The organism is Dyella flagellata, assembly GCF_030160275.1.
Lineage (GTDB): Bacteria > Pseudomonadota > Gammaproteobacteria > Xanthomonadales > Rhodanobacteraceae > Dyella_B > Dyella_B flagellata.
Map to the genome: position 1 here is coordinate 34681 of NZ_BSOA01000039.1, position 23902 is coordinate 58582.

Annotated in this window: 24 protein-coding genes; 18 read left to right on the plus strand and 6 right to left on the minus strand. The window is 62.9% G+C overall.

Annotated elements, in window-relative coordinates; translation table 11 throughout:
• Positions 1–88: 88 nt before the first annotated feature.
• Both parE and QQJ96_RS16205 read right to left on the minus strand, forming a co-directional pair.
• Positions 89–1978: a DNA topoisomerase IV subunit B gene (gene parE, locus QQJ96_RS16200; RefSeq protein WP_284333059.1), complete on the minus strand. Its 1890-nt coding sequence runs from the start codon at positions 1976–1978 to the stop codon at positions 89–91.
• A gap of 161 nt (positions 1979–2139) precedes the next feature.
• Entirely contained in the window at positions 2140–3939 is a 1800-nt protein-coding gene (locus QQJ96_RS16205) for an aminopeptidase P family protein (protein WP_284333060.1), read from the minus strand.
• A 188-nt stretch (positions 3940–4127) separates the two neighbouring features.
• On the opposite strand from QQJ96_RS16205, the gene cyoA reads away from it, so the two are divergent.
• From cyoA to truD, 9 genes are all read left to right on the plus strand, one after another.
• Positions 4128–5057 (plus strand): ubiquinol oxidase subunit II, encoded by a 930-nt coding sequence (gene cyoA, locus QQJ96_RS16210; protein ID WP_345782711.1) that lies wholly within the window; start codon positions 4128–4130, stop codon positions 5055–5057.
• Between the two features lie 3 nt (positions 5058–5060).
• The gene (cyoB, locus tag QQJ96_RS16215) at positions 5061–7076 is read left to right on the plus strand and encodes a cytochrome o ubiquinol oxidase subunit I (protein WP_284333061.1); all 2016 of its coding nucleotides are present in this window, start codon (positions 5061–5063) and stop codon (positions 7074–7076) included.
• A 3-nt stretch (positions 7077–7079) separates the two neighbouring features.
• Complete coding sequence (cyoC, locus tag QQJ96_RS16220) at positions 7080–7709, plus strand: cytochrome o ubiquinol oxidase subunit III (protein ID WP_284333062.1); 630 nt, start codon at positions 7080–7082, stop codon at positions 7707–7709.
• Between the two features lie 2 nt (positions 7710–7711).
• A complete protein-coding gene (gene cyoD / locus QQJ96_RS16225; protein ID WP_284333063.1) occupies positions 7712–8083 on the plus strand; it encodes a cytochrome o ubiquinol oxidase subunit IV in 372 nt (123 codons plus the stop codon).
• A 192-nt stretch (positions 8084–8275) separates the two neighbouring features.
• Positions 8276–9949, plus strand: a complete 1674-nt coding sequence (gene pyrG, locus QQJ96_RS16230) for a CTP synthase (protein ID WP_284333064.1) — start codon at positions 8276–8278, stop codon at positions 9947–9949.
• Positions 9946–10779: a 3-deoxy-8-phosphooctulonate synthase gene (kdsA, locus tag QQJ96_RS16235; RefSeq protein WP_284333065.1), complete on the plus strand. Its 834-nt coding sequence runs from the start codon at positions 9946–9948 to the stop codon at positions 10777–10779. Before pyrG ends, kdsA begins: the two co-directional genes overlap by 4 nt.
• A gap of 102 nt (positions 10780–10881) precedes the next feature.
• On the plus strand, positions 10882–12180 hold the full coding sequence (gene eno, locus QQJ96_RS16240) for a phosphopyruvate hydratase (protein ID WP_284333066.1): 1299 nt from the start codon (positions 10882–10884) through the stop codon (positions 12178–12180).
• Positions 12181–12200: 20 nt separating this feature from the next.
• Entirely contained in the window at positions 12201–12524 is a 324-nt protein-coding gene (ftsB, locus tag QQJ96_RS16245; RefSeq protein ID WP_284333067.1) for a cell division protein FtsB, read from the plus strand.
• 168 nt (positions 12525–12692) lie between these two features.
• Positions 12693–13709, plus strand: coding sequence for a tRNA pseudouridine(13) synthase TruD (gene truD / locus QQJ96_RS16250; RefSeq protein ID WP_284333068.1), 1017 nt, complete (start codon positions 12693–12695; stop codon positions 13707–13709).
• Between the two features lie 50 nt (positions 13710–13759).
• Here truD and QQJ96_RS16255 read toward each other — a convergent pair whose 3' ends face one another.
• Together QQJ96_RS16255 and QQJ96_RS16260 are read right to left on the minus strand one after the other, a co-directional pair.
• Entirely contained in the window at positions 13760–14122 is a 363-nt protein-coding gene (locus tag QQJ96_RS16255; RefSeq protein WP_284333069.1) for a gamma-glutamylcyclotransferase family protein, read from the minus strand.
• The gene (locus QQJ96_RS16260) at positions 14123–14668 is read right to left on the minus strand and encodes a Smr/MutS family protein (protein ID WP_284333070.1); all 546 of its coding nucleotides are present in this window, start codon (positions 14666–14668) and stop codon (positions 14123–14125) included.
• Between the two features lie 165 nt (positions 14669–14833).
• On the opposite strand from QQJ96_RS16260, the gene surE reads away from it, so the two are divergent.
• Genes surE through QQJ96_RS16280 form a run of 4 tightly spaced genes read left to right on the plus strand, consistent with a single transcriptional unit; the run spans position 14834 to position 17910 of the window.
• Positions 14834–15625: a 5'/3'-nucleotidase SurE gene (surE, locus tag QQJ96_RS16265; protein WP_284333085.1), complete on the plus strand. Its 792-nt coding sequence runs from the start codon at positions 14834–14836 to the stop codon at positions 15623–15625.
• Positions 15622–16314 carry a protein-L-isoaspartate(D-aspartate) O-methyltransferase gene (locus QQJ96_RS16270; protein ID WP_284333071.1) on the plus strand — a complete coding sequence of 231 codons (693 nt, stop codon included), beginning with the start codon at positions 15622–15624 and terminating at the stop codon, positions 16312–16314. The genes surE and QQJ96_RS16270 overlap by 4 nt, the downstream gene beginning before the upstream one ends.
• On the plus strand, positions 16314–16922 hold the full coding sequence (locus tag QQJ96_RS16275) for a YqaA family protein (protein ID WP_284333072.1): 609 nt from the start codon (positions 16314–16316) through the stop codon (positions 16920–16922). Before QQJ96_RS16270 ends, QQJ96_RS16275 begins: the two co-directional genes overlap by 1 nt.
• A gap of 28 nt (positions 16923–16950) precedes the next feature.
• Positions 16951–17910: a peptidoglycan DD-metalloendopeptidase family protein gene (locus QQJ96_RS16280; protein ID WP_284333073.1), complete on the plus strand. Its 960-nt coding sequence runs from the start codon at positions 16951–16953 to the stop codon at positions 17908–17910.
• Between the two features lie 186 nt (positions 17911–18096).
• Here the strand turns inward: QQJ96_RS16280 and QQJ96_RS16285 are convergent, their stop codons facing one another.
• Positions 18097–18474 (minus strand): Mth938-like domain-containing protein, encoded by a 378-nt coding sequence (locus QQJ96_RS16285; protein WP_284333074.1) that lies wholly within the window; start codon positions 18472–18474, stop codon positions 18097–18099.
• A 9-nt stretch (positions 18475–18483) separates the two neighbouring features.
• A complete protein-coding gene (gene yhbY, locus QQJ96_RS16290; protein ID WP_284333075.1) occupies positions 18484–18780 on the minus strand; it encodes a ribosome assembly RNA-binding protein YhbY in 297 nt (98 codons plus the stop codon).
• A 79-nt stretch (positions 18781–18859) separates the two neighbouring features.
• On the opposite strand from yhbY, the gene rlmE reads away from it, so the two are divergent.
• From rlmE to QQJ96_RS16315, 5 genes are all read left to right on the plus strand, one after another.
• Positions 18860–19510 carry a 23S rRNA (uridine(2552)-2'-O)-methyltransferase RlmE gene (gene rlmE, locus QQJ96_RS16295; protein ID WP_284333076.1) on the plus strand — a complete coding sequence of 217 codons (651 nt, stop codon included), beginning with the start codon at positions 18860–18862 and terminating at the stop codon, positions 19508–19510.
• Positions 19507–21441 carry an ATP-dependent zinc metalloprotease FtsH gene (gene ftsH, locus QQJ96_RS16300; protein WP_284333077.1) on the plus strand — a complete coding sequence of 645 codons (1935 nt, stop codon included), beginning with the start codon at positions 19507–19509 and terminating at the stop codon, positions 21439–21441. Before rlmE ends, ftsH begins: the two co-directional genes overlap by 4 nt.
• A gap of 136 nt (positions 21442–21577) precedes the next feature.
• Complete coding sequence (locus tag QQJ96_RS16305; protein WP_284333078.1) at positions 21578–22174, plus strand: DUF2239 family protein; 597 nt, start codon at positions 21578–21580, stop codon at positions 22172–22174.
• A 13-nt stretch (positions 22175–22187) separates the two neighbouring features.
• A complete protein-coding gene (locus QQJ96_RS16310) occupies positions 22188–22619 on the plus strand; it encodes a DUF1330 domain-containing protein (protein ID WP_284333079.1) in 432 nt (143 codons plus the stop codon).
• Between the two features lie 372 nt (positions 22620–22991).
• Positions 22992–23726, plus strand: coding sequence for an AraC family transcriptional regulator (locus tag QQJ96_RS16315; RefSeq protein ID WP_284333080.1), 735 nt, complete (start codon positions 22992–22994; stop codon positions 23724–23726).
• The last annotated feature ends 176 nt before the right edge of the window (positions 23727–23902 follow it).

The window sequence follows — 23902 nt, forward strand, 5'->3', positions numbered from 1 at the left end:
AAGTATTGAGGATCAAGCATGACCCTCGATTGTGATGGCTTCGCGTCCGTTCGGGGCGATTCCGGGGCAGGCCGATGCTTTGTTGCGGTCACACTTCCAGGGTAGCCAGATCGCCTTTCTCTTCCAGCCAGCTCTTGCGATCGGAGGCGCGCTTCTTCGCCAGCAGCATGTCCATCAGCTTGGCAGTGCCGTCGTTGTCTTCCACCGTCAGTTGCACCAGGCGGCGCGTATCGGGATGGATGGTGGATTCGCGCAGCTGCCCGGGGTTCATTTCACCCAGGCCCTTGAAGCGGGTGACGGTGACCTGGCCTTTCATCTTTTCGCGCTCGACGCGCTGGAGCATGGCCTGCTTTTCGTTTTCGTCCAGGCAGTAGAACACCTGCTTGCCCACGTCGACGCGGAACAGCGGCGGCATCGCCACGAATACATGGCCTTCGCGCACCAGCGCCGGGAAGTGACGCAGGAACAGCGCGCTGAGCAGGGTGGCGATATGCAGGCCGTCGGAATCGGCGTCGGCCAGGATGACCACCTTGCCGTAGCGCAGGCCGGACAGATCGTCCTTGCCCGGATCGCAGCCGATCGCCACCGCCAGGTTGTGCACTTCCTCCGAAGCGAGCACCGAGGTGGATTCCACTTCCCAGGTGTTGAGGATCTTGCCGCGCAGCGGCAGGATGGCCTGGAATTCCTTGTCGCGTGCTTGCTTGGCGCTGCCGCCGGCCGAATCGCCCTCCACCAGGAACAGCTCGGTGCGGGTAAGGTCGGTGGCGGTGCAGTCGGCCAGCTTGCCGGGCAGGGCCGGGCCCTGGGTGATCTTTTTGCGCACCACCTGCTTGGCGGCTTTCAAGCGTGCGCTGGCGCGTTCGATTGCCAGTTGCGCGATGCGTTCGCCCAGATCGACGTGCTGGTTCAGCCACAGGCTGAAGGCGTCATGCACTACGCCTTCCACCAACCCGGCGGCATTGCGCGAGGACAAGCGTTCCTTGGTCTGCCCGGCGAACTGCGGGTCCTGCAATTTTGCCGACAGCACGAAGGCCAGCCGTTCCCACACGTCTTCCGGCGCAAGCTTCACGCCGCGCGGCAGCAGGTTGCGGATATCGCAAAATTCGCGCACCGCATTGGTCAGGCCGCTGCGCAATCCGTTGACGTGCGTGCCGCCTTGGATGGTAGGAATCAGGTTGACATAGCTTTCCTGCACCAGTTCGCCTTCCGGCAGCCAGGTGAAGGCGACATCGAGGCCTTCGGTGTCGCGCGCCACGTGGTGCACGAACAGGTCGGCGGGCAGGCACTCGGCGCCGTCGAGTTCGCCGCGCAGGTAATCGCGCAGGCCGTCCTCGTAGTACCACTCGCTCACTTCGCCGCTGGCTTCGTCGAGCAGCTTGACGTTGAGGCCAGCGCACAACACCGCCTTGGCGCGCAGCAGATGCTTCAGCTTGGACAGCGAGATCTTCGGCGAATCGAAATATTTCGGATCGGCCCAGAAGCGCACGGTGGTACCGGTTTTACGCTTCGGCACGCTGCCGATGGTTTCCAGCGGGCTGGCGCGGTCGCCGTTGGCGAAGGCCATGCGGTATTCGTTGCCGTCGCGACGGATAGTCACTTCCACCTTGTTCGACAGCGCATTGACCACCGACACGCCCACGCCGTGCAGGCCGCCGGAGAAGTTGTAGTTCTTGCCGGAGAATTTACCGCCCGCGTGCAGGCGGGTGAGGATCAGCTCGACGCCGGGAATGCCTTCTTCCGGATGGATGTCCACCGGCATGCCGCGGCCGTCGTCGCTCACTTCCACCGAGCCGTCGGTGTGCACGATCACTTCGATCGACTTGGCGTGGCCGGCCAGCGCCTCGTCGACCGAGTTGTCGATCACTTCCTGCGCCAGGTGGTTCGGGCGTGTGGTGTCGGTATACATGCCCGGGCGGCGTTTGACGGGGTCAAGGCCGGAGAGGACTTCGATGTCGGCGGCGTTATAGCGACTGCTCATGCGTCAAATGCGGATAAGGTTAAGCGCGGGAGGATGGTTGGGAGAGCCTGGAAGGTCAAGAGCGCGTAGGCTGGGATGCAATCCCAGCATCTTCGATACCGGGTGGGAAGCTGGGATTGTCATCCCAGCCTACGCACTGCGGAGTAGATATTAGACCGTCCCTAGAGTGGCGCGCAGTGTTTCTCCAGCCACGCCAGGTCCGCATCTTCCAGCAGGGGCGCCAGCGCGGCACGTACGCTGGCGTGGTAGTCGTCCAGCCAGGCGCGTTCCTCCGGGCTCAGCAGGCCCGGTTCCAGCACGCGGCGGTCGAACGGGCAAAGGGTAAGCGTTTCGAAGGCGTAGAACTCGCCGAACTCGGTCTGTTCGGCTTCGACCACCACGGCGAGGTTCTCGTGGCGGATGCCGTGGCGGGCAGGCTTATATAAGCCAGGCTCGATCGAGCTGATCATGCCCGGTTCGAGCGCTACCAGGGACGCCCCGGACATCGGCGGGCGGATGCCGTGCGGGCCTTCGTGCACATTCAAGAAGTAACCCACCCCATGGCCGGTGCCATGGCCATAGTCCATGCCGCTGGCCCACAGTGGTGCGCGGGCCAGCGCGTCGAGCTGCGGGCCGCTGGCGCCTTTCGGAAAGCGGGCGCGCGACAGCGCGATCATGCCCTTCATAACCAGGGTGGCATCACGCCGCTGTTCGGCGGTGGTTGGCCCCAGGGCCAGCACGCGCGTGATGTCGGTGGTGCCGCCCAGGTACTGGCCGCCGGAATCGATCAGTAGCAGGCCATGACGCTGCAAGGTGTCGTGCGCCTCAGGCGTGGCCCGATAGTGCGGCAGCGCGCCGTTTTCCATATAGCCGGCGATGGTGGCGAAACTTTCGCCAATGAAGTTGGGTTGGGCCGAGCGTTCGCCGCGCAGCAGCGCATCCACATCCAGCTCGGTTTGCGTCATGCCGGCGGCGAGGCGTTCTTCCAGGCGGCGGAAGGCGCGCACCAGCGCGGCGCCATCCCGACGCATCACTTCGCGGATGTGCGTCAGCTCGTGTTCGCTCTTGACCGCCTTGAAGGCGGTGGAAGGGTTTGCGCCCTCGATCCGCTTCACGTCGGCCGCGATGGCTCCTAGCACGTCGCTTACGACATGGCCCGGATCGAACAACAAGCTGTCGCCGGCTTTCAATTCGCCGAGCGCATCGGCCAGGGTGGCGTAGTTGGCTACACGAATCCCATCCGCGTGCAACGCGGCGACCAGCTTGTCTTTGAGCTTGTCCCGATCGACAAACAGCGTGGCCGCTCCGGATGACGGCACCAGCAAATGGGCCAGGAACACCGGATTGCACTCGACATCGCTACCGCGCAGGTTGGTAAGCCATGCCACATCGTCCAGGCTGCAGACGAGATGATGCGTCGCGTGTTGCTTGCGCATGGCATTGCGCAGCTTCTCGAATTTTTCAGCGCGCGTCGTGCCTGCATGGCTGAGCGGGTGCTCGAACACCGGGGCATGGGGCAGGGCAGGGCGATCGCGCCAGCTCATGCCTGGCAAATCCAGGTCGACGCGCACTCTGGCGCCGGCCGCGCCGAGCAGGCGCTCCATCTGCCGTTGGGTTGCCACAGACACGCTATCGCCGGCTACCGCCACCACATCCCCCTGATGCAGGTGGTGCTGCAACCAGGTGAGATGTTCGGCCGCTTGCCCGGGGCGCTGCTTCATCAGCGCAATACCACTCCCCGCAAGCTGTTGTTCGGCCTGCGAGAAGTAGCGCGAATCGGTCCACAGCCCAGCCGTCTTGGCGGTGACCACCAGGGTGCCGGCAGAGCCGTCGAAACCGGAAAGCCAAGTACGCGCCTGCCAATGCTTGGGCAGGTACTCGGACAAATGAGGATCGGCGGTGGGAACTACGCAGGCGGCGATGCCATGCTTGGCCATCGCTTCGCGCAGGGCGGCTATGCGGGCGGGAATGGGATTGCTCATGGGGCCATGGTAGCAGGCATGTTGTGCCTACTTTATCCATACGCAGATGTCTATCGGCGGAGCGCCCGCGACATTCTGTCTGGAGTTCAACGCGGTGTGCGGGCTAGTCACACCTTGCTGCAGCGCGATACCATATATAAGTCGTCTCCCCACGACACCTCCCAATCAGTCCTTCTTAAGAGTCGTTCGTGAACAAGCGTTCCCTCGTCTCCGCCGCGCGCTGGTCGTGCGCAGGCCTAGCCGTGCTTTTGCTCAGCGGTTGCAACCTGGAAGTCCTGTCACCCCAGGGTGACATCGGTATGCAGGAAAAGTCGCTGATCCTGATCGCCACGGGTTTGATGTTGCTGGTCGTAGTCCCGGTCATCGCGATGACCCTGATCTTCGCCTGGCGCTACCGCGCTTCCAATACCAAGGCCACGTATGCGCCGAAGTGGTCGCATTCGACCGCGATCGAAGTGGTGGTGTGGATCATTCCCTGCATCATCATCGCGATCCTCGGCACCATCACCTGGCGCTCCACGCATGCGCTGGATCCGTACAAGCCGCTGGCCCACCAGGCCAAGCCGATCACCATCCAGGCCGTGTCGATGGACTGGAAATGGGTGTTCATCTATCCGGACTACGGTGTCGCGAGCGTCAACGAATTGGCGATGCCGACCGACGTGCCGGTGCATTTCGAGATCACTTCCGACTCGGTGATGAATGCCTTCTTCATCCCGCAGTTGGGCAGCCAGATCTACGCCATGGCGGGCATGGAAACGCAGCTCAACCTGATCGCGAACAAGCCAGGCACCTATGCCGGCCTGTCGAGCAACTACAGCGGCGCGGGCTTCTCCGACATGCACTTCACCGCGCTGGCAACCTCCCAGCAGGGCTTCCAGGACTGGATCAGCAAGGCCAAGGCCAGCAAGGCCAGCCTCGACGACCAGACCTACCACGCGCTGACGCAGCCGAGCGAGAAAGTGCCGGTGACGTACTACACCAACGTCAAGCCGGGCCTGTTCAACAGCATCATCGGCCAGTACATGGGCGATATGCAGATGAGCAAGATCGGCACCGAGCCGCAACAGGCCAGCGCCATTCCCTCGCACAACGATCACGCCAAGGCTGCGGAGTAGGCCATGTTCGGAAAACTTTCTCTATCGGCCATTCCCTACCATGAGCCGATCATCATGGGCACCCTGCTGATGGTGTGCCTGGGCGGTGCGGCACTGCTCGGCTTCGTGACCTACCAGCGCAAGTGGGGCTATCTGTGGACCGAATGGTTCACCACGGTGGACCACAAGCGCATCGGCATCATGTACGGCATCCTGGCGATGCTGATGCTGCTGCGCGGCTTTGCCGACGCCATCATGATGCGTGCCCAACAGGCGGTCGCCTCGGCCGATGCCGCCGGTTACCTGCCGCCGCATCACTACGATCAGATCTTTACCGCGCACGGCGTGATCATGATCTTCTTCGTCGCCATGCCGTTCGTGGTCGGCCTTATGAACCTGGTGGTGCCGCTGCAGATCGGCGCGCGCGACGTGGCCTATCCGTTCCTGAACTCGCTCAGCTACTGGCTCACCGCTTCGGGCGTGGTGCTGGTGATGCTGTCGATGTTCGTGGGCGATTTCGCCGCCACCGGCTGGCTTGCCTATCCGCCTTTGTCGGAGCTGAAGTTCAGTCCCACTGTCGGCGTGGACTACTACATCTGGGCACTGCAGCTATCGGGTTTGGGTACCACGCTCAGCGGCATCAACTTCATCGTGACCATCCTGCGCATGCGCACCCCGGGCATGAAGCTGATGCAGATGCCGGTGTTCACCTGGACGGCGCTGGTCACCAACATCCTGATCGTGGCGGCCTTCCCGGTGCTGACGGTGGCGCTGGCGCTGCTGGCTGCCGACCGCTACCTGGACATGCACTTCTTCACCAATGAGCTTGGCGGCAACGCCATGCTGTACATCAACCTGATCTGGATCTGGGGTCACCCGGAGGTGTACATCCTGATCCTGCCGTGCTTCGGCGTGTTCTCCGAAGTCGTGGCTACGTTCTCAGGCAAGCCGCTGTTCGGCTACAAGTCGATGGTGTATGCCACCGCGGGTATCGGCGTGGCGTCCTTCGTGGTGTGGTTGCATCACTTCTTCACCATGGGATCGGGCGCGGACGTGAATGCCTTCTTCGGCATCTCGACCATGATCATCTCGATCCCGACCGGCGTGAAGCTGTTCAACTGGCTGTTCACCATGTACCGCGGTCGCATCAAGTTCACCTTGCCGATGCTGTGGACGGTGGCTTTCATGGTGACCTTCACCATCGGCGGCATGACCGGCGTGTTGCTGGCGGTGCCGGGCGCGGACTTCGTACTGCACAACAGCCTGTTCCTGATCGCGCATTTCCACAACGTGATCATCGGCGGCGTGCTGTTCGGCCTGTTTGCCGCGATCAACTACTGGTTCCCGAAGGCCTTCGGCTTCAAGCTGGAGGAGCGCTGGGGCAAGGCTTCGTTCTGGTGCTGGGTGGTCGGTTTCTATCTGGCCTTCATGCCGCTGTACGTGCTGGGCCTGATGGGCATGACGCGTCGCATGAACCACTACGCGAACCCGGCCTGGCAGCCGTACCTGATCGTGGCAGCCGTTGGCGCCGTCTTCATCGCGCTGGGCATCGGCTTCATGCTGCTGCAGTTCGCGGTGAGCATCCGCAACCGCGCCGAGAACCGTGATCTAACCGGTGACCCGTGGGGCGGACGCACCCTGGAATGGGCCACCAGCTCGCCGGCGCCGTTCTACAACTTCGCGGTGCTGCCGAAGGTGGACGAGCTGGACCAGTTCTGGGCGGACAAGGAACACAGGCGCGCCTATCCGAGCCATGCGCACTACGCGGACATCCACATGCCGCGCAACACCGGCGTGGGCCTGATCATGGCGGCCTTCGGCACCGTGCTGGGCTTTGCCATGGTGTGGCACATCTGGTGGCTCGCCATCGGCGGCCTGCTCGGCATGATCGGCAGCTTTATGGTCCGCGCTTTCGACACCGACGTGGATTACTGCGTGCCGGGTGCCGAGGTCGAGAAGATCGAGCGTGCGCGCCTGGTGCCGCTCAACAAGCTGATCGAAAACGTGGGCCCGGCTTCGGCCGGCGAGAAGGTGGCTTAATCCATGAGTACCGCAATTACCGCTAACCACGGCGTCCTCCCACACGGCGGCGCCCACGAGCACGAGCATCACGACGACGGCTCCAAGACCCTGCTGGGTTTCTGGATCTACCTGATGAGTGACTGCCTGATCTTTTCGGGCCTGTTCGCTACGTTCGCCGTGCTGGGGCATGCCACTGCCGGTGGCCCGAGCGGCAAGGAGCTGTTCGACCTGAAGTTCGTGTTCGGCGAAACCATGCTGCTGCTGATCAGCAGCTTCACCTTCGGCCTGGCCATGCTGAATATGCATGCCGGCAAGCGCGGCAAGGTGATCGCGTGGTTGTTCGTGACTTTCCTGTTCGGCGCCGGCTTCGTGGGCATGGAAGTCTACGAATTCCATCACCTGATCGTGTTCGAGCATGCCGGTCCGAGCCGCAGCGCCTTCCTCTCGGCCTACTTCGGCCTGGTCGGTACGCACGGCCTGCACGTCACCTCCGGCCTGATCTGGCTGGTGACGATGATGGTGATGGTGGGCAAGTTCGGCCTCACCGATGCCGTGCAGCGCCGCCTGTCGTGCCTGAGCCTGTTCTGGCACTTCCTGGACCTGGTGTGGATCTGCGTGTTCAGTTTTGTCTATTTGTTCGGAGTGCTCTGAAGATGTCGAGCCAGCATGGTCATTCTGACGCCCACCAGCACAGCGCCCACGGCAGTCTGAAGAGTTATACCGTCGGTTTCGCGCTGTCGCTGATTCTTACGCTGCTGTCGTTCGGCTGCGTGATGAGCGGGGCGGTGCCGCAGCACCTGGTGGTGCCGGGTATCGTGGTGTTCTGCGTTGCGCAGTTGCTGGTGCAACTGGCGTTCTTCCTGCACATGAGCGCCGCGCCGGGGCAGCGCGACAATCTGTCGATCGGTGTGTTCACCCTGCTCATCATCGCCATCGTGGTGGTGGGTTCGCTGTGGGTGATGCACAACATGAACCTGTACATGATGCATCCGATGATGCAGTCAACGTCCTCGAGCATCGGCTAAGGGCCTCTGTTCGCGATCCCGCCCGCCGCGGCGGGATCGGACGTAGGCTGGGATGCTAATCCCAGCTTTCTGGCCGGTTCCGAATGCTGGGATGGCCATCCCAGCCTACTTTTTTATGCGGTTTGAGCGCAGCCATCTCGCGGCGGGAACGATCTGCCGCTAAAATGCTGATTTCCAGCACGGCTGCTTTCCATGACCCCCCTGATTTTCGTCACTGGCGGTGTGGTGTCCTCGCTTGGCAAGGGCATCGCGGCGGCGTCGCTCGCGTCCATTCTGGAGGCCCGGGGCCTCTCGGTCACCATGATGAAGCTCGATCCCTACATCAATGTGGATCCGGGCACCATGAGTCCGTTCCAGCACGGCGAGGTCTACGTGACCGACGACGGCGCGGAGACCGATCTGGATCTGGGCCATTACGAGCGCTTCGTCCACACCCGCCTCACCGGCAAGAATTCCATCACCACCGGCAAGATCTACGAATCGGTGATCCGCAAGGAGCGCCGCGGCGACTACCTGGGCGCCACCGTTCAGGTGATCCCGCACATCACCGACGAGATCAAGCACTGCATCCACGAAGCCACCCGCGGCTTCGACGTGGCCCTGGTCGAGATCGGCGGCACGGTGGGCGACATCGAGTCCCAGCCCTTCCTGGAGGCGATCCGCCAGCTGCGTATCGAGCACGGTCCGGAGAAGTGCCTGTTCATGCACCTGACCCTGGTGCCGTACATCAAGGCCGCCGGCGAAATCAAAACCAAGCCGACCCAGCATTCGGTGAAGGAGCTGCGCTCGATCGGTATCCAGCCGGACATCCTGCTGTGCCGCTGCGAGCAGCCGTTGCCGGACAGCGAGCGTCGCAAGATCGCGCTGTTCACCAACGTGCCGGAGCAGGCCGTGATCAGTGCGGCCGACGTGGACATCATCTACAAGCAGCCGCTGTGGCTGCACCAGCAGGGCCTGGACGACATCGTCGTGAAGAAGATGGGCCTGGACGCCAAGCCGGCCGACCTATCCGGCTGGCAGCGCACGGTGGAGGCGGTCGAGCACCCGAAGGACGAGGTCACCGTCGCCATCGTCGGCAAATATGTGGAGCACAAGGACGCTTACAAGTCTCTCGGCGAGGCCTTGCGCCACGGCGGGATCAAGCAGCAGACGCGCGTAAACCTGAAGTGGATCGATTCCGAACAGATCGAGGCGGAAGGCGCGGCCAGCGTGCTGAGCGGGGTCGACGCGATCCTGGTGCCCGGCGGCTTCGGCAAGCGCGGCTTCGAGGGCAAGATCCTGGCCTCCAAATATGCGCGTGAACACGGGGTGCCGTATTTCGGCATTTGCTATGGCATGCATGCGGCGGTGGTGGATTTCGCGCGTAACGTGGCCAACCTCGGCGACGCCGATTCCAGCGAGAACGACCGCCACACACCCAACCCGGTGATCGGCTTGATCACCGAATGGACCACGGCGACCGGCGAAGTGGAGCAGCGCAACGAACGCTCCGATCTCGGCGGCACGATGCGCCTGGGCGCGCAGGAATGCCGCCTCAAGGCCGGCACGCTGGCGCGCCAGCTGTACGGCCAGGACATCGTGCGCGAGCGTCATCGTCATCGCTACGAATTCAACAACCGCTATCGCCAGGCGTTCGAGGACTTGGGGATGGTGATCTCCGGCAAGTCGATGGACGACCTGCTGGTGGAAATCGTCGAGCTGCCGCTGCAACAGCATCCGTGGTTCCTCGGCTGCCAGGCGCATCCGGAATTCACGTCGACGCCGCGTGACGGCCATCCGCTGTTCATCGGCTTCGTGCGCGCCGCGCGGGAGTTCAGGGTTGTGCGCGATGGTGAAAAGCTGGCGACGAAGGAGTCGGTTGCATGAAGTTGTGTGGTTTCGACGTCGGCCTGGACCAGCCGTTCTTCCTGATCGCCGGTCCTTGCGTGGTGGAGTCCGAGCAACTGCAGATCGATACCGCCGGCAAGCTGAAGGAAATCACCGGCCGGCTCGGCGTCAACTTCATTTTCAAATCCAGCTTCGACAAGGCGAACCGCTCTTCCGGCGGCAGCTTTCGCGGGCCCGGCATGGAAGAAGGCCTGCGCATCCTGGGCGAGGTGAAGCGGCAGGTGGGCGTGCCGGTGCTTACCGACGTGCACGAATACACGCCGATGGATGAAGTGGCCGCGGTGGTGGATGTGCTGCAGACGCCGGCCTTCCTGTGCCGCCAGACCGATTTCATCCAGAACGTGGCCCGCGCCGGCAAGCCGGTGAACATCAAGAAGGGCCAGTTCCTCGCGCCTTGGGACATGAAGAACGTGGTGGCCAAGGCCAAGGCCGTCGGCAACGACGCTATCTTGGTGTGCGAACGCGGCGCCAGCTTCGGCTACAACAATCTGGTTTCCGACATGCGCTCGCTGAGCGCGATGCGCGAAACCGGCTGCCCGGTGGTCTTCGACGCCACCCATTCGGTGCAGTTGCCGGGCGGGCAGGGCACCAGTTCCGGCGGCCAGCGCGAATTCGTGCCGGTGCTGGCGCGCGCGGCGGTGGCGGTGGGCATCGCCGGCCTGTTCGCGGAAACGCATCCGGATCCGGACAAGGCGCTCAGCGATGGGCCTAATGCATGGCCGCTAGGTAAGATGGAGGCGCTGCTGGAAACACTGTTCGAGCTAGATCAGGTCAGCAAGCGCCACGGTTTTCTCGAGAACACCCTGTAAGCTGAGGGTACGCCGCGCGTTGATAGTCGCGGCGCTGTTCGTGGCTATCGCGGCCTTCGCGTTTTGGCTCTCCAAGTACTAATCGATTAGGGGCATCACTTAATGACGACGCAGATCACCCATATCCACGCCCGTGAGATTCTCGATTCCCGCGGCAATCCCACGCTCGAAGCCGAAGTAACGCTGGCAGGCGGCGCTTTCGGCCGCGCGGCTGTACCCAGCGGCGCATCGACCGGCACGCGTGAAGCGGTGGAGCTGCGCGATGGCGACAAGTCGCGTTATCTGGGCAAGGGTGTGAACAAGGCGGTCGGCAACGTCAACGGCGAAATCGCCGCCACACTGAAGGGCTTCGATGCGGCGGACCAGAAAGGCCTGGACAAGAAGCTGATCGAACTCGACGGCACGCCGAACAAGGGCCGCCTCGGTGCGAACGCACTGCTCGGCGTCTCGATGGCTGCCGCGCATGCGGTGGCCGCGTCGCGTCACGAGCCGCTGTGGAAGTACCTCTCGCATGGCAAGCCGGGCGCTTTGCCGGTGCCGATGATGAACATCATCAACGGCGGTGCGCACGCTGACAACAATGTCGACGTGCAGGAATTCATGGTGCTGCCGGTGGGTTTGCCGAGCTTTGCCGAGGCGCTGCGCGCCGGTACGGAAATCTTCCATGCGCTCAAGAGCGTGCTCAAGGGCAAGGGCCTGAATACCGCGGTGGGTGACGAAGGCGGCTTCGCGCCGAACCTGCGTTCGAACATCGAAGCGCTCGACACCATCCTCGAAGCGGTGAACAAGAGCGGCTACAAGGTCGGCAGCGAAATCCTGCTGGGCCTGGACGTCGCCAGCTCCGAGTTCTTCAAGGACGGCAAGTACGATCTGGAAGGCGAGGGCAAGGTCTACGCACCGGCGCAGTTCGTCGACCTGCTGGCCAGCTGGGCGCAGCAGTATCCGATCGTCACCATCGAAGACGGCATGGCCGAAGGCGATTGGGATGGCTGGAAGCTGCTCACCGACAAGATCGGCAACAAGGTGCAGCTGGTCGGCGACGACCTGTTCGTCACCAACCCTTCGATCTTCCGCGAAGGCATCGACAAGAAAATCGCCAACGCGATCCTGATCAAGGTGAACCAGATTGGCACGCTGTCCGAAACGCTGGAAGCCATATACATGGCCGACCAGGCCAAGTATGCGGCGATCGTGTCGCATCGCTCTGGCGAAACCGAAGACACCACCATCTCCGACATCGCCGTGGCCACCACCGCAACGCAGATCAAGACCGGTTCGCTGTGCCGTACCGATCGCGTGGCCAAGTACAACCAGCTGCTGCGCATCGAAGAGGCACTGGGTTCTGCCGCGCGCTACGCCGGTCGCGACGCGTTCCCGAACCTGTCCCATTTGCCTGCTTGAGCGAGGTCTTGCCGTAAGCCATGTTGCGTTGGGTCGCCTTGATCCTGCTACTGATGCTGATTGGGCTGCAGCTCGAGCTGTGGTCCAATCATGGCGGCATGGCCGAGGTGACCAATTTGCGTGCCGCGGTAAAGAAACAGCAGGACGAGAACGACAAGCTCACCCAGCGCAACCAGGCGCTTGCCGCTGATGTGAGCGATCTCAAGCACGGCGAGCAGGCGGTGGAAGCGCGTGCTCGCGGCGAGCTGGGCTTGATCAAACCGGGCGAGACGTTTTACCAGGTGGTGCCGAAACCGGCGGCGAGTACGGCTGCGCCGGCGGCTGCCGGTACAAGCAGTAATTGACGATGTTTGCGTTGCGGCAAACCGCTCCCTCCCCTACGTGCAGTAGGGAAGGGCTGGGGTGGGGTGAAGCCCCCACACTCGCGGCGAGTTCATGCTGTGCCTCAAGCGCAAGCAACCCCACCCCAACCCTCCCCTGTAAGCAGGGGAGGGAGCTACATCGGGTTACGCATGAGTTCTGATGAATCCGAATTGCCTCGCGCCTACGGCACGCCGCCTTTGACGGCAAACCTGCGCAGCACCCCCGAAGACTTCCGCGTCGAAGAAATCCTCGGCTACGAAGCCGACGGCGAAGGCGAGCACGCTTTGCTGTGGGTGGAAAAGCGTGAAGCCAACACCGACTGGGTGGCCCGTGAATTGGCGCGCTACGCCGGCGTGTCGCCGATGAACGTCGGCTATGCAGGCTTGAAAGACCGCCACGCGGTGACACGGCAAGCCTTCACCGTGCAATTGCCAGGCAAGGCCGATCCGGACTGGAGCGCCTTTCCACACGCTGAAGTGAAAGTGCTGAGCAGCACGCGCCACAAGCGCAAACTCAAGCGCGGCGCCTTGCGCGGCAATCGCTTCGTGTTGGTGCTACGCGATGTCCAAGGCGATCGTTCACGCGCGGAACAAGTGCTGCAAGCCATCGCAGCCCGTGGTGTGCCCAATTACTTCGGCGAGCAGCGTTTCGGGCGCGAGGGCGGCAATGTTGCGCAGGCGCGTGCGATGTTTGCCGGTCGCCGCGTGGATCGCGACAAGCGCTCGATCCTGCTATCCGCTGCGCGCTCGCACGTTTTCAACTGCGTGCTCGCCGCGCGCGTTGAGCGCAATGCTTGGGACCAGCCCCTGGAAGGCGAAATCTGGTCGCTGGCCGGTTCGCGCTCGTGGTTTGGTCCGGAACCGTTCGACGACACGCTTGCCGCGCGCCTGGCGCAAGGCGATATCCATCCCTCCGGCCCGCTATGGGGACAAGGCGAGCCACCGACCTGCGCAGCCGCAGGTGAGTTGGAGCGCGGTGTTGCCGCACAGCATGCCGATCTCGCCGCCGGGCTGGCGGCTGCGCGGATGGATCAGGAGCGCCGTCCGTTGCGTCTGCTTCCGAAAGACTTGCAATGGCGTTGGGCGGATCAAGACGCGCTGCAATTGGACTTCGAATTGCCAGCTGGCGCGTACGCCACGGTCATCGTGCGGGAGCTGGTTTTGTAGGCTGGGATGGCAATCCCGGCGTGCCCAATTGCTGGGATTGCCATCCCAGCCTACGCGACCTCATGCGAGATATCCTGGCGCGCGTCCACGTAGACCCAAGCCTGAGTTCCGGAGGCCATGGTCACAGCGATGCGCTGGTAGTCGTCGACTTCGTATTCATCGGCTTGCGCCAGCTCAGCGTCGGTGATGTCGAACACCGTGCCGCTGACATGATCGGTCGGCAGGCCGGTAAAGACCAGGATCGGATGGTGGGTCTTGCCGCTGGCGGCGACCACTTCGGGGTCGCTTATCGCAATTTCGGTCTGCACATATCCGGCGAGCTGGTCGCGCTGGCCGGCCAACGTGCGGCCGAAGGTGGCCAGCTGCACGTTTTCCTGCTGCAGCGTGCCGTAGGAAAAAAGCTTGGGCATCATCTATCCTTTCAGTAGTACCACCACGGCGCCGGTGCCGCCCTGCATCGGCCGTGCGGAAGCGAATGCAATCACGTCATCGCGCCGGCGCAGCAAGCGATCCGTCAGCACCTTCAGCACCGGTCCGCTGGCTTTGGAGCGCAAGCCCTTACCATGCACGATACGCACGCAGTGCAGGCCTTGCGCGGATGCGTGCGCAAGAAACTCCGCGATCGTCGCCTGTGCCGCGGCGGCATTCATTTGGTGCAGATCGATGTCGTCCTGCACGCTGAACTGGCCGCGCTTGAGCTGGCGCAGCAGTTTCGGCGGATAGCCGTCGCGCAGGTAGCTCAGCTCCTCGCCCACTTCCATCAGGCCGGGGTCGAAGTCGAAGGCCAGTAGTTCGCTCGGTACCGCCGCCTCGTCCGCCTCCAGCATGTGCGGGTACGGTTCGGGCTTGGGCAGCTCGGGTGGCGGGGCGACCGGTTCGAACCGGCGTATCTCGCCAATGGCGTCGCGGAACAGGCGGCTGTCCTCGTCGCTCACGGTGGCGGGCTTGCGGTGTTTCATGGCCGTCATCCTAGCGAAAGGGGCGTCGCGATGGTGAAGAGAAAGTGGGTCGAATCGGCAAAAACGCCGGTGAAACAAATGGGCGGCTCGGTTAGACTCCAAGGTCCTTAGGTGCGTGCGGCCGCCTGCGCGGCGCACGCCGGCCATAAGTTTGAACGGATCATGATGCGAGTACTTGTCAGCAATGACGATGGCGTGGATGCACCGGGCATCCGCGTACTCGCCGAGCGCCTCGGCGCGGTCGGCGAAGTGACGGTAGTGGCGCCGGACCGGGATCGCTCCGGGGCCAGCAATTCCCTCACCCTCGACGTGCCGATCCGCGTTTCGCGCATGGACAACGGCTACTACCGCGTGGTGGGCACGCCGACCGACTGCGTGCACCTTGCGCTGGCGGGCATGCTTGAGGAGGAGCCGGACATCGTGGTTTCCGGCATCAACAACGCCGCCAACCTCGGCGACGACGTCATTTACTCCGGGACCGTGTCGGCGGCGATGGAAGGGCGCTTTCTCGGCTTTCCGGCGATCGCGGTGTCGCTGGTCAGCAAGAACCACCAGGGCGAACACTACGAATCGGCGGCCAAGGCGGTGTTGCTGCTGATGGAGCGCCTGCTGGTCGACCCGCTGCCGGCCGACACCATCCTCAACGTGAATGTGCCGGATCGTCCGTGGGAGGAGATTCGCGGCTTTGAAACGACGCGCCTGGGCCGGCGCCACCGTTCGGCGCCCTGCATCAAGCAGAGTGATCCGCGCGGCAGGCCGATCTGGTGGATCGGGCCGGCTGGTGAGGTGGAAGATGCCGGCCCTGGCACCGACTTCGATGCCGTGCAGCGCGGCTACATTTCGGTGACGCCGATCCATGTAGACCTCACCCGGTTCCAGGCACTGGAAAAGGTCGGCAGCTGGGTGAGCGCGTTGAGCGAAGAAATGGGCGATCAAGCCAACGGAAAGGCGGCATGATTCATCCCTTGCCGCCATCGGCCTTGAAAGGCGAGGGCATGACCTCGCAACGCGCGCGCGATCGGCTGATTGCGAAGTTGAAGGAAGAGGGCATTCGCAACCAGCGCGTGCTGGACGTGATGCGCAATCTGCCGCGGCATCATTTCATCGATCAGGCGCTGCATTCGCGCGCTTATGAAAACACGGCGCTGCCGATCGGCCACGGTCAGACCATCTCCCAGCCATGGGTGGTGGCGCGCATGACCGAGGCCTTGCTGGAGCCGTTCGATGCCAAGTCCGGGCGCCCGCAAAAAGTGCTGGAGATCGGCACCGGCTCCGGTTACCAGGCGGTGGTGTTGTCGCAGCTGGTGCCGCAGCTCTACACCGTGGAGCGCATCGAGGAGTTGTTGCGCCAGGCACGCCGGCGCTTCCGTCAGCTGGGCTGCGACAATATTCGTTCGCGCCACGACGACGGCAAGCTTGGCTGGCCGGCCGAGGCGCCGTTCGATGCCATCATTCTCACCGCGGCCGGGGATGCGATTCCCTCCCAGGTTCTCGATCAACTGGCTCCGGACGGCGTGCTGGTCGCGCCGGTCGGCTCCCCCAGCAGTCAAACCTTGATCCGCATGCGCGGCGATGGAAAGGGCGATTTCATGCAGGAAGAGTTGGCGGCGGTCAGTTTCGTACCCTTGCTGGGCGGTATCGGCTGATGCGGCTCTTTGGAACGCTTTATGCGCGCGTACTGGTATGGGCGCGCGACCGTCGTGCGGTCTATTACCTTAGCGGCCTGAGTTTCGTGGAGGCCTTCATCTTTCCGATCATGCCGGAAGTGATGCTGGCGCCGATGATGCTGGGCAAGCGACATCGCGCTTTTTTCTACGCGAACCTGAGCCTGCTGTTCTCGCTGCTCGGTTCATTGGTGGGCTATGCGCTTGGCCATTGGGCCTTCCATGCGCTCACGCCGATGCTGCAGTCGCTGCACCTGTACGATTCGATCGAACGCGGCGTCGAAAGCCTGCGCGCGCAGATGAACCAGCATTGGCTGGAACTGATGCTGGTATTGATGCTTGCGGCATTGCAGCCAGTGGTGCCGATGAAGTTCGTCACCTGGGCCTCGGGCATCGTCGGGGTGCCGGTGATGCCGTTCCTGGTGTGCATCCTGCTCGGACGCGGCAAGCGCGTCTGGGTGTTGGCGCTGCTGATCCGCTTGTTCGGCGAACGTGCGGAGCGGGTCCTGCACAAGCACATCGAATGGATCGGTTGGGCTGCATTGCTGGCTTTGGCGGCGCTTGCCGCCTGGTGGGCGATCAAGCATTAACGGTTGGCGATCGTTGCGTGTCGATCGCATGAAAACTCTGGGGGACCTCGCTATGCTGGCGCGCATGAATGGATTGACGCGATGCTCCGCATTGGCCGTTATAGCTTTGGCTCTGGCCGGTTGCAGCACGGTGGTGGTGCAGCCGCCGCCGGGCGCGCCGAGTAGCGCCCGTCCAGCACCTTCGGCAGCGCCGGCCGGTACTTACACAGTAGTAAAGGGCGATACGCTCTATTCCATCGCCTTCCGCAACGGCACCGATTTTCGCGATGTGGCCAAGTTGAATGGCATCGCGCCGCCGTACACGATCTGGCCGGGGCAGTCGCTGAAGTTACCGGGTCATGGGGCAGAACCTGCCGCCGTGCACGTGTCGCCGCCCGTTGCCGTCAAGGGACCAGAGCCTGCAACAACAGCTCCGGTGTTCCAGACCGTCGAGACCAAGCCTGCGGCGGCTACGTCGCCTGCTCATGCAAGTTCAGCCGCCGCCCCCGTGGCGGCAGCGCACCCCTTGCCACCGCCGACCGCTGTGCCGGTGCCTGCTCCCAGCAATCCGTCGCCTGCGGTGGCCACCGCAGCAACGCCGGTTGTTGCTGCGAGCAGCGGCAGTACGCGCACGGCCGGAGGCGTGAAGTGGCGCTGGCCGGCATCCGGCCAGGTGGTCGGCCGTTTCCAGTCTGGCGCAGCGATACCGGGCATCGACATCGCCGGCAAGCAGGGCGATTCGGTCGTTGCCGCTGCGGATGGCACGGTGGTGTACAGCGGCAACGGCCTGGTTGGTTATGGCGAGCTGATCATCATCAAGCACAACGACAGCTTTCTTTCCGCCTATGGCCACAATCGCAAGCGGCTGGTGACGGAAGGGCAGCAGGTTAAAGCCGGGCAGCAGATTGCCGAAATGGGTTCCAGTGGCAGTACGCGCGACGAGTTGCAGTTCCAGATACGCAAGGATGGCAATCCGGTGGATCCGCTGGAGTATCTGCCGTCGCGTTGAAGCTTTAGAGGGCTGGGGTGAGGGGACCATCGGGCGACAAACAGCTGTCGGCGCATCTTGGCCAGACAGCGCTTTGCGCCAGCTTGGCCCCTCACCCCAGCCCTTACCGCTCGGGGTAGGCTGGGATGGCAATCCCAGCATCCGGATGCCAGGTGGAAGCTGGGATTGTCATCCCAGCCTACGCGCTCAGGCCGCCGGTAGCAGGAATGCGGCCACTACGCGCCGTCCTTCGCCAGCGAGCAGGTCATACGTACGCGCCGCGGCCGCGTTGTCCATCACTTCGATCCCGATGCCTTTGCGCAGAAACCCGGCCATGAAGGCGGCCGGCGGAAACTGCTGGCGAGCACCGGTACCGAGCAGCACCAGTTCGGGATTCAACGCCAGTACGTCCCCGACGTGATGCTCGGTCAGCGCCTGCGCCTGGGTGACGGGCCACTGTTCCACCGCGCGTTCGGGCGACAGCAGGAAGCTGTCGGTGAGTTCACGATCGACCACCGTGATGCTGCGTTCGGTCACGCGGCGAACGAACAAGTACTCGCCCGGACGGTCCAGTGAGAGATCCATGACGCCTCCTCAGCGCGGCAGGGCGAGCCGGGGATCGTCCTGGTTGCGCCGGAACAGCACCACGGTGTGCCCGATTTGCTGCACGTTTTCCGCGCTGGTGCCTTCGAGCAGGATGCGGATCTGCTCTTCGCGCTCTTCCTTGTCGCCGCCGGAGAGCTTCACTTTGACTAGCTCGTGATGTGACAGCGCCAGGTCCAGCTCCTTCACCACTGCCTCGGTGGCGCCCTTGGCGCCCAGCAGGATGACGGGATGGAGGTCGTGGGCGAGGCTGCGCAGATAGCGCTTCTGTGAGGGAGATAGGGGCATGCGTTCAGTCTCGATGCACTGCAAGCTAATCTTAAAGGGTATCATGTCCACCCCCTGTTCCCGGTCCGTTTGACGACCCATGCCTCGCAGCAAGAGCAGTTCCCGCTGGCTGCGGGAGCATTTCGACGATGTCTATGTCAAGAAAGCCCAGGCCGAAGGCCTGCGTTCGCGCGCCGTGTTCAAGCTGGAAGAGCTGGTCGATCGCGACCATCTGCTGAAGCCGGGCATGCGCGTGGTCGACCTGGGCGCGGCCCCCGGCGGCTGGTCGCAGCTGGTCCGGCAGCGCCTGGGCGATAGTGGTACTGTGGTCGCGCTGGATATCCTGCCCATGCAGGGTATTGCCGGCGTTGATTTCCTGCAGGGCGATTTCCGTGAAGAAAGCGTTCTGCGGGCGTTGGAGCAGCGTCTGGATGGCGGGAAAGTCGATCTTGTGCTGTCGGACATGGCCCCCAATATGAGTGGAGTGGCACTGGCCGACCAGATCCGGGCGATGGACCTGGCGGAACTGGCGCTTGATTTCAGCAGGCACTGGCTCAGGCCTGGTGGAGCGTTTCTAATCAAGTTGTTCCAGGGAACAGGCTTCGACGATTACTTGCGTAGCTTGCGCGCTGACTTCTCGCGCGTAAGTATGCGTAAACCCAAGGCCTCACGTGCGCGTTCGCGTGAGGTGTACGCGCTGGCCACCGGGTTCAAATCGGATGGCAGGCAAACTGGCGAGAACCGCGCATGAACGAAACATGGAAAACTTTGTTGCTCTGGCTGGTGATCGCCGTGGTCTTGATCACCGTGTTCCAGAGCTTCAACCCGCACGGTGGCGCCTCTTCGGACCTGCCTTACAGCAGCTTCGTGCAGAGTGTGGATAGCGGCAATGTCGCCACTGCCAACATCAGCGCCGAAAACCCGGCCACCATCAACGGCAAGTTGAAGGACGGCAGCAACTACCGCACGGTCGCGCCGGTGCTCGGCTTCTCCACCAATTCGGTGGTGAAGCAGATGCAGGACAAGAACGTCACCGTCACCCAGGATTCCGGTACCGGCTTTTCGCTGATCGGCCTGCTGGTGAACTGGCTGCCGGTCATCCTCATCGTGGGCGTTTTCATCTGGTTCATGCGCCAGATGCAGCAGGGCGGCGGCGGGCGCGGCGCGATGAGCTTCGGCCGTTCGCGCGCCAAGCTGCAGGGTGAGGACCAGGTCAAGGTCAATTTCAGCGACGTGGCCGGCTGCGACGAAGCCAAGGAGGAGGTCGGCGAACTGGTCGAGTTCCTGCGCGACCCGGGCAAGTTCCAGCGCCTCGGTGGCAAGATTCCGCGCGGCGTGCTGATGGTCGGTCCGCCCGGTACCGGCAAGACCCTGCTCGCCAAGGCGATCGCCGGCGAGGCCAAGGTGCCGTTCTTCTCGATCTCCGGTTCCGACTTCGTCGAGATGTTTGTCGGCGTGGGCGCCTCGCGCGTGCGCGACATGTTCGACCAGGCCAAGAAGCACGCCCCGTGCATCATCTTCATCGACGAAATCGATGCGGTGGGCCGCCATCGTGGCGCCGGCCTGGGCGGCGGTCACGACGAGCGCGAGCAGACGCTCAACCAGCTGCTGGTGGAAATGGACGGCTTCGAAGGCACCGAGGGCATCATCGTCATCGCGGCGACCAACCGCCCGGACGTGCTCGATCCGGCGCTGCTGCGTCCCGGTCGCTTCGATCGCCAGGTGGTGGTCGGCCTGCCGGACGTGAAGGGCCGCGAGCAGATCCTCAAGGTGCACATGCGCAAGGTGCCGATCGCCAGCGACGTAGAGCCGATGGTGATCGCGCGCGGCACGCCGGGCTTCTCCGGCGCGGACCTGGCCAACCTCGTCAATGAGGCGGCCTTGTTCGCGGCGCGCGAGAACGCCCGCGAAGTGCGCATGACGCATATGGACAAGGCGCGCGACAAGATACTGATGGGTACCGAGCGCCGTTCGATGGCGATGAGCGAGGACGAAAAGAAGCTCACCGCCTATCACGAAGCCGGTCACGCCATCGTCGGCCGCCTGGTGCCCGAGCACGATCCGGTCTACAAGGTGACGATCATTCCGCGTGGCCGCGCGCTAGGCGTCACCATGTACTTGCCCGAAGGCGACAAGTACAGCATGAACAAGACCGCGATCGAGTCGCAATTGTGCTCGCTGTACGGTGGCCGTGTTGCGGAAGAGCTGATTTTCGGCCTCGACAAGGTCACCACCGGCGCCTCCAACGACATCGAGCGCGCGACCAAGATGGCGCGCAACATGGTCACCAAATGGGGCCTGTCGAACGAACTCGGTCCGGTGACCTATGGCGAGGAAGAGGACGAAGTGTTCCTCGGGCGTTCGGTGACCCAGCACAAGAACGTCTCCAACGAGACCGCACGCAAGATCGATGAAGTGGTGCGCGAGATCCTCGACCGCGCCTACGGCCGCAGCAAGCAGTTGCTGACCGAGAACATCGACAAGCTGCACCTGATGGCCGATGCGTTGCTGCAGTACGAAACGATCGATGCACGACAGATCGACGACATCATGGCTGGCCGCATACCGGGCCCGCCGGCGGACTGGTCCAAGACCACGCCGTCCAGTTCGGTGCCGCCGCCGCCGCCGCGTAGCGATGCTGGAGCCAAGGTGGGGGATCCGGCCACGCAAAGCCGGATCTGAGCCGGGACATCCGAAGCAAAGAGGCCGCCCCCGAGGCGGCCTTTTTTTTGTGCGGGCATCGGTAATTTTACCCGGGTGATATTGCATTCGATATTTTTACCCGGGTAATATTTGGTGCCTTCCAAGGAGCACCCGCATGAGTAGCCCCGCACCCTCCGTTTCCTACACCAGTTTTCAGGGCGACCGACGCCTTGCATCCGGGCCGCTGCACGTCGTGGCGCTGGCGGTCAAGCTTGCCGCCGAGCGAGCGAATGCCAAGCCGATCCTGATCTTTGATGACGGTACGGGACGTTCCATCGACGTCGACATGCGTGGTTCCGACGAAGAGGTGCTTGCCCGTTACTTCCCAGTTGCCGCCGTCGAAGAGGACAAGCCTGATGCGGGTCCCGATGCGCCCAGGGGCAGGGGACGTCCCAAGCTGGGCGTCATTGCGCGCGAGGTCACCCTGCTGCCGAGGCATTGGGAATGGCTTGCCGCCCAACCAGGCGGCCCTTCGGTAGCGCTGCGCAAACTGGTGGACGAGGCGCGTCGTACCCACGGCGAACGCGACAAGGCACGCGCGCGGCAGGAGCGCGCCTATCACTTCATGTCGGCCATGGCCGGCGACAGGCCTGCTTTCGAAGAAGCCACGCGCGCCTTGTTCGCCAACGATGCCGCGAAGTTTGGCGAACTGATCGCTGCTTGGCCTGGCGATGTGCGCGATTACGCCGCGCAGTTGGCATTCACCGAATGAAAGGACGGCGCCCATGAGCCACTATCTGGAACCGACGCGGGAAGCGGGGCGCGCCTTCATGGCGAGGCCATGGCAAGGCGGCGTCGTGATGCTCAACCTGCTGCGCTTTCGCGCCGTGGCCGATTATTCGGCGACACCGAATTTGGCGCCCGCCGCAGCCATCAGCGGCGCGCAAGCCTTTCAGCGTTACATCGAGCACACGCTGCCGTATTTGCGCGAAAGCGGCGGCGAACTGTTGTTTCTTGGCGATGGAGGCCCTTTCCTGATCGGGCCGTCCGAAGAGCGATGGGACATGGCCATGCTGGTTCGGCAACAGAGCGTTGCATCATTCATGGCGTTTGCCACGCATCAGGCGTATCTGGCTGGAATAGGGCATCGCATGGCGGCGCTGGAAGACGCGCGCCTGCTGCCGCTGGCACCGATACGCTTGGATGCTTTCGGTTGAAACAAAAGTCTGCCGTGGCGTTTGTTGTGACTGAAAAAAAAGAGCACCTCCTTGTGCTCCCACTTTCGCGCCTGGGGAGACTACGAACGTCCATGCTGACAAATTACGCTTGCTGAAATGCGATGTATTGAGCATTTCAGCCATCTCGCAAGCACATTTGCGCACAAACGATGCACGCACGGGTAAACACTTTGCGCAGGCATGAAAGGCTAGAACAACTTGCCGTCTTTGCATGCGCAATTTTGCATAATGCATTTGCCATGCTATAGCACATTACTGGCGAGGCACTTGCGCTGACCTGTGAAATAGCCCTTAAGATGCAGCGTCTGGACTGCACGATCGTGCAGCCGTTTGTAGTCATTCTTTGCCGGTATGCACCTGGTCGCCATGAAGATTTCTGCCGATGAGTTGGAGCCCTTGTTCGACGTCTTGCCGGATGTCGTGTTCTTTGTGAAGGATATGGAGGGGCGTTACACGCACGCCAATCTGACGCTGGTGCGCCGTCTTGGCCTCAAGCAGCGCAGCGAGGTGATCGGCAAGGATGTCACCGAACTGTTTCCGACTACGATGGGCGGTTCCTATGCCGCGCAGGATTTGCGCGTACTCAATGGCGAGGTCATCGAGAACCAGCTGGAAGTGCATATCTTCGCCAATCGCGCGCCTGGGTGGTGCCTTACCTGCAAGCGTCCATTGCGTTCACGCGGCAAGATTTGCGGCGTAGTGGGTATATCGCGGGATCTGGGCATGCCGGATGGGCGTCATCCGGTTTACGATCGTCTGAAGCGCGTGCTGGCCTATATGCAGGAACATTACGGCGACGGCGTTCGTATCCAGGCGCTGGCCGAGCAGGCCGAACTTTCGATTGCGCAGTTCGAACGGCATTTCCGCCGTGTCTTCCAGCTTACGCCGCAGCAGGTGCTGACCAAGCTGCGCATCGAAGCGGCGATGCGCATGCTGCACACCGACGACAGTGTGGCATCGATTGGCGTGGCATGCGGTTTTGTCGACCAGAGTGCGTTTGCACGTCAGTTCAAGGCGACGGTGGGGATGACGCCGAGGGGGTATCGCGCGTTGGTGCAGACGCAGGGGGCAATGGTGCCGGCGTAACGGGTTGGGGTGTGTGCCCCAACGGCCCCCGTTTTGTCGTCGTACTTTTGTTGCATGTCGCCACCGTGCTGCATTGCCTGCGGCGCTTTCGGACGCAAGCGCCCGAGTCACTTCTCTTTGCTGGCCTGTATGGACCGGAGAGATGGTGGACGGGTGTGCGAGGACATGGTGGACAC

Coding starts and splice junctions, on each gene's coding strand:
- surE (WP_284333085.1), top strand. CDS start 14,834: ATGCGAGTACTTGTCAGCAATGACGATGGCGTGGATGCACCGGGCATC.
- QQJ96_RS16205 (WP_284333060.1), bottom strand. CDS start 3,939: ATGAGCAATCCCATTCCCGCCCGCATAGCCGCCCTGCGCGAAGCGATG.
- rlmE (WP_284333076.1), top strand. CDS start 18,860: ATGCCTCGCAGCAAGAGCAGTTCCCGCTGGCTGCGGGAGCATTTCGAC.
- eno (WP_284333066.1), top strand. CDS start 10,882: ATGACGACGCAGATCACCCATATCCACGCCCGTGAGATTCTCGATTCC.
- QQJ96_RS16285 (WP_284333074.1), bottom strand. CDS start 18,474: ATGGATCTCTCACTGGACCGTCCGGGCGAGTACTTGTTCGTTCGCCGC.
- QQJ96_RS16280 (WP_284333073.1), top strand. CDS start 16,951: ATGAAAACTCTGGGGGACCTCGCTATGCTGGCGCGCATGAATGGATTG.
- QQJ96_RS16260 (WP_284333070.1), bottom strand. CDS start 14,668: ATGAAACACCGCAAGCCCGCCACCGTGAGCGACGAGGACAGCCGCCTG.
- parE (WP_284333059.1), bottom strand. CDS start 1,978: ATGAGCAGTCGCTATAACGCCGCCGACATCGAAGTCCTCTCCGGCCTT.
- cyoC (WP_284333062.1), top strand. CDS start 7,080: ATGAGTACCGCAATTACCGCTAACCACGGCGTCCTCCCACACGGCGGC.
- ftsB (WP_284333067.1), top strand. CDS start 12,201: ATGTTGCGTTGGGTCGCCTTGATCCTGCTACTGATGCTGATTGGGCTG.
- cyoB (WP_284333061.1), top strand. CDS start 5,061: ATGTTCGGAAAACTTTCTCTATCGGCCATTCCCTACCATGAGCCGATC.
- QQJ96_RS16255 (WP_284333069.1), bottom strand. CDS start 14,122: ATGATGCCCAAGCTTTTTTCCTACGGCACGCTGCAGCAGGAAAACGTG.
- ftsH (WP_284333077.1), top strand. CDS start 19,507: ATGAACGAAACATGGAAAACTTTGTTGCTCTGGCTGGTGATCGCCGTG.
- yhbY (WP_284333075.1), bottom strand. CDS start 18,780: ATGCCCCTATCTCCCTCACAGAAGCGCTATCTGCGCAGCCTCGCCCAC.
- QQJ96_RS16305 (WP_284333078.1), top strand. CDS start 21,578: ATGAGTAGCCCCGCACCCTCCGTTTCCTACACCAGTTTTCAGGGCGAC.
- QQJ96_RS16310 (WP_284333079.1), top strand. CDS start 22,188: ATGAGCCACTATCTGGAACCGACGCGGGAAGCGGGGCGCGCCTTCATG.
- QQJ96_RS16315 (WP_284333080.1), top strand. CDS start 22,992: ATGCACCTGGTCGCCATGAAGATTTCTGCCGATGAGTTGGAGCCCTTG.
- cyoD (WP_284333063.1), top strand. CDS start 7,712: ATGTCGAGCCAGCATGGTCATTCTGACGCCCACCAGCACAGCGCCCAC.
- truD (WP_284333068.1), top strand. CDS start 12,693: ATGAGTTCTGATGAATCCGAATTGCCTCGCGCCTACGGCACGCCGCCT.
- QQJ96_RS16275 (WP_284333072.1), top strand. CDS start 16,314: ATGCGGCTCTTTGGAACGCTTTATGCGCGCGTACTGGTATGGGCGCGC.
- QQJ96_RS16270 (WP_284333071.1), top strand. CDS start 15,622: ATGATTCATCCCTTGCCGCCATCGGCCTTGAAAGGCGAGGGCATGACC.
- pyrG (WP_284333064.1), top strand. CDS start 8,276: ATGACCCCCCTGATTTTCGTCACTGGCGGTGTGGTGTCCTCGCTTGGC.
- kdsA (WP_284333065.1), top strand. CDS start 9,946: ATGAAGTTGTGTGGTTTCGACGTCGGCCTGGACCAGCCGTTCTTCCTG.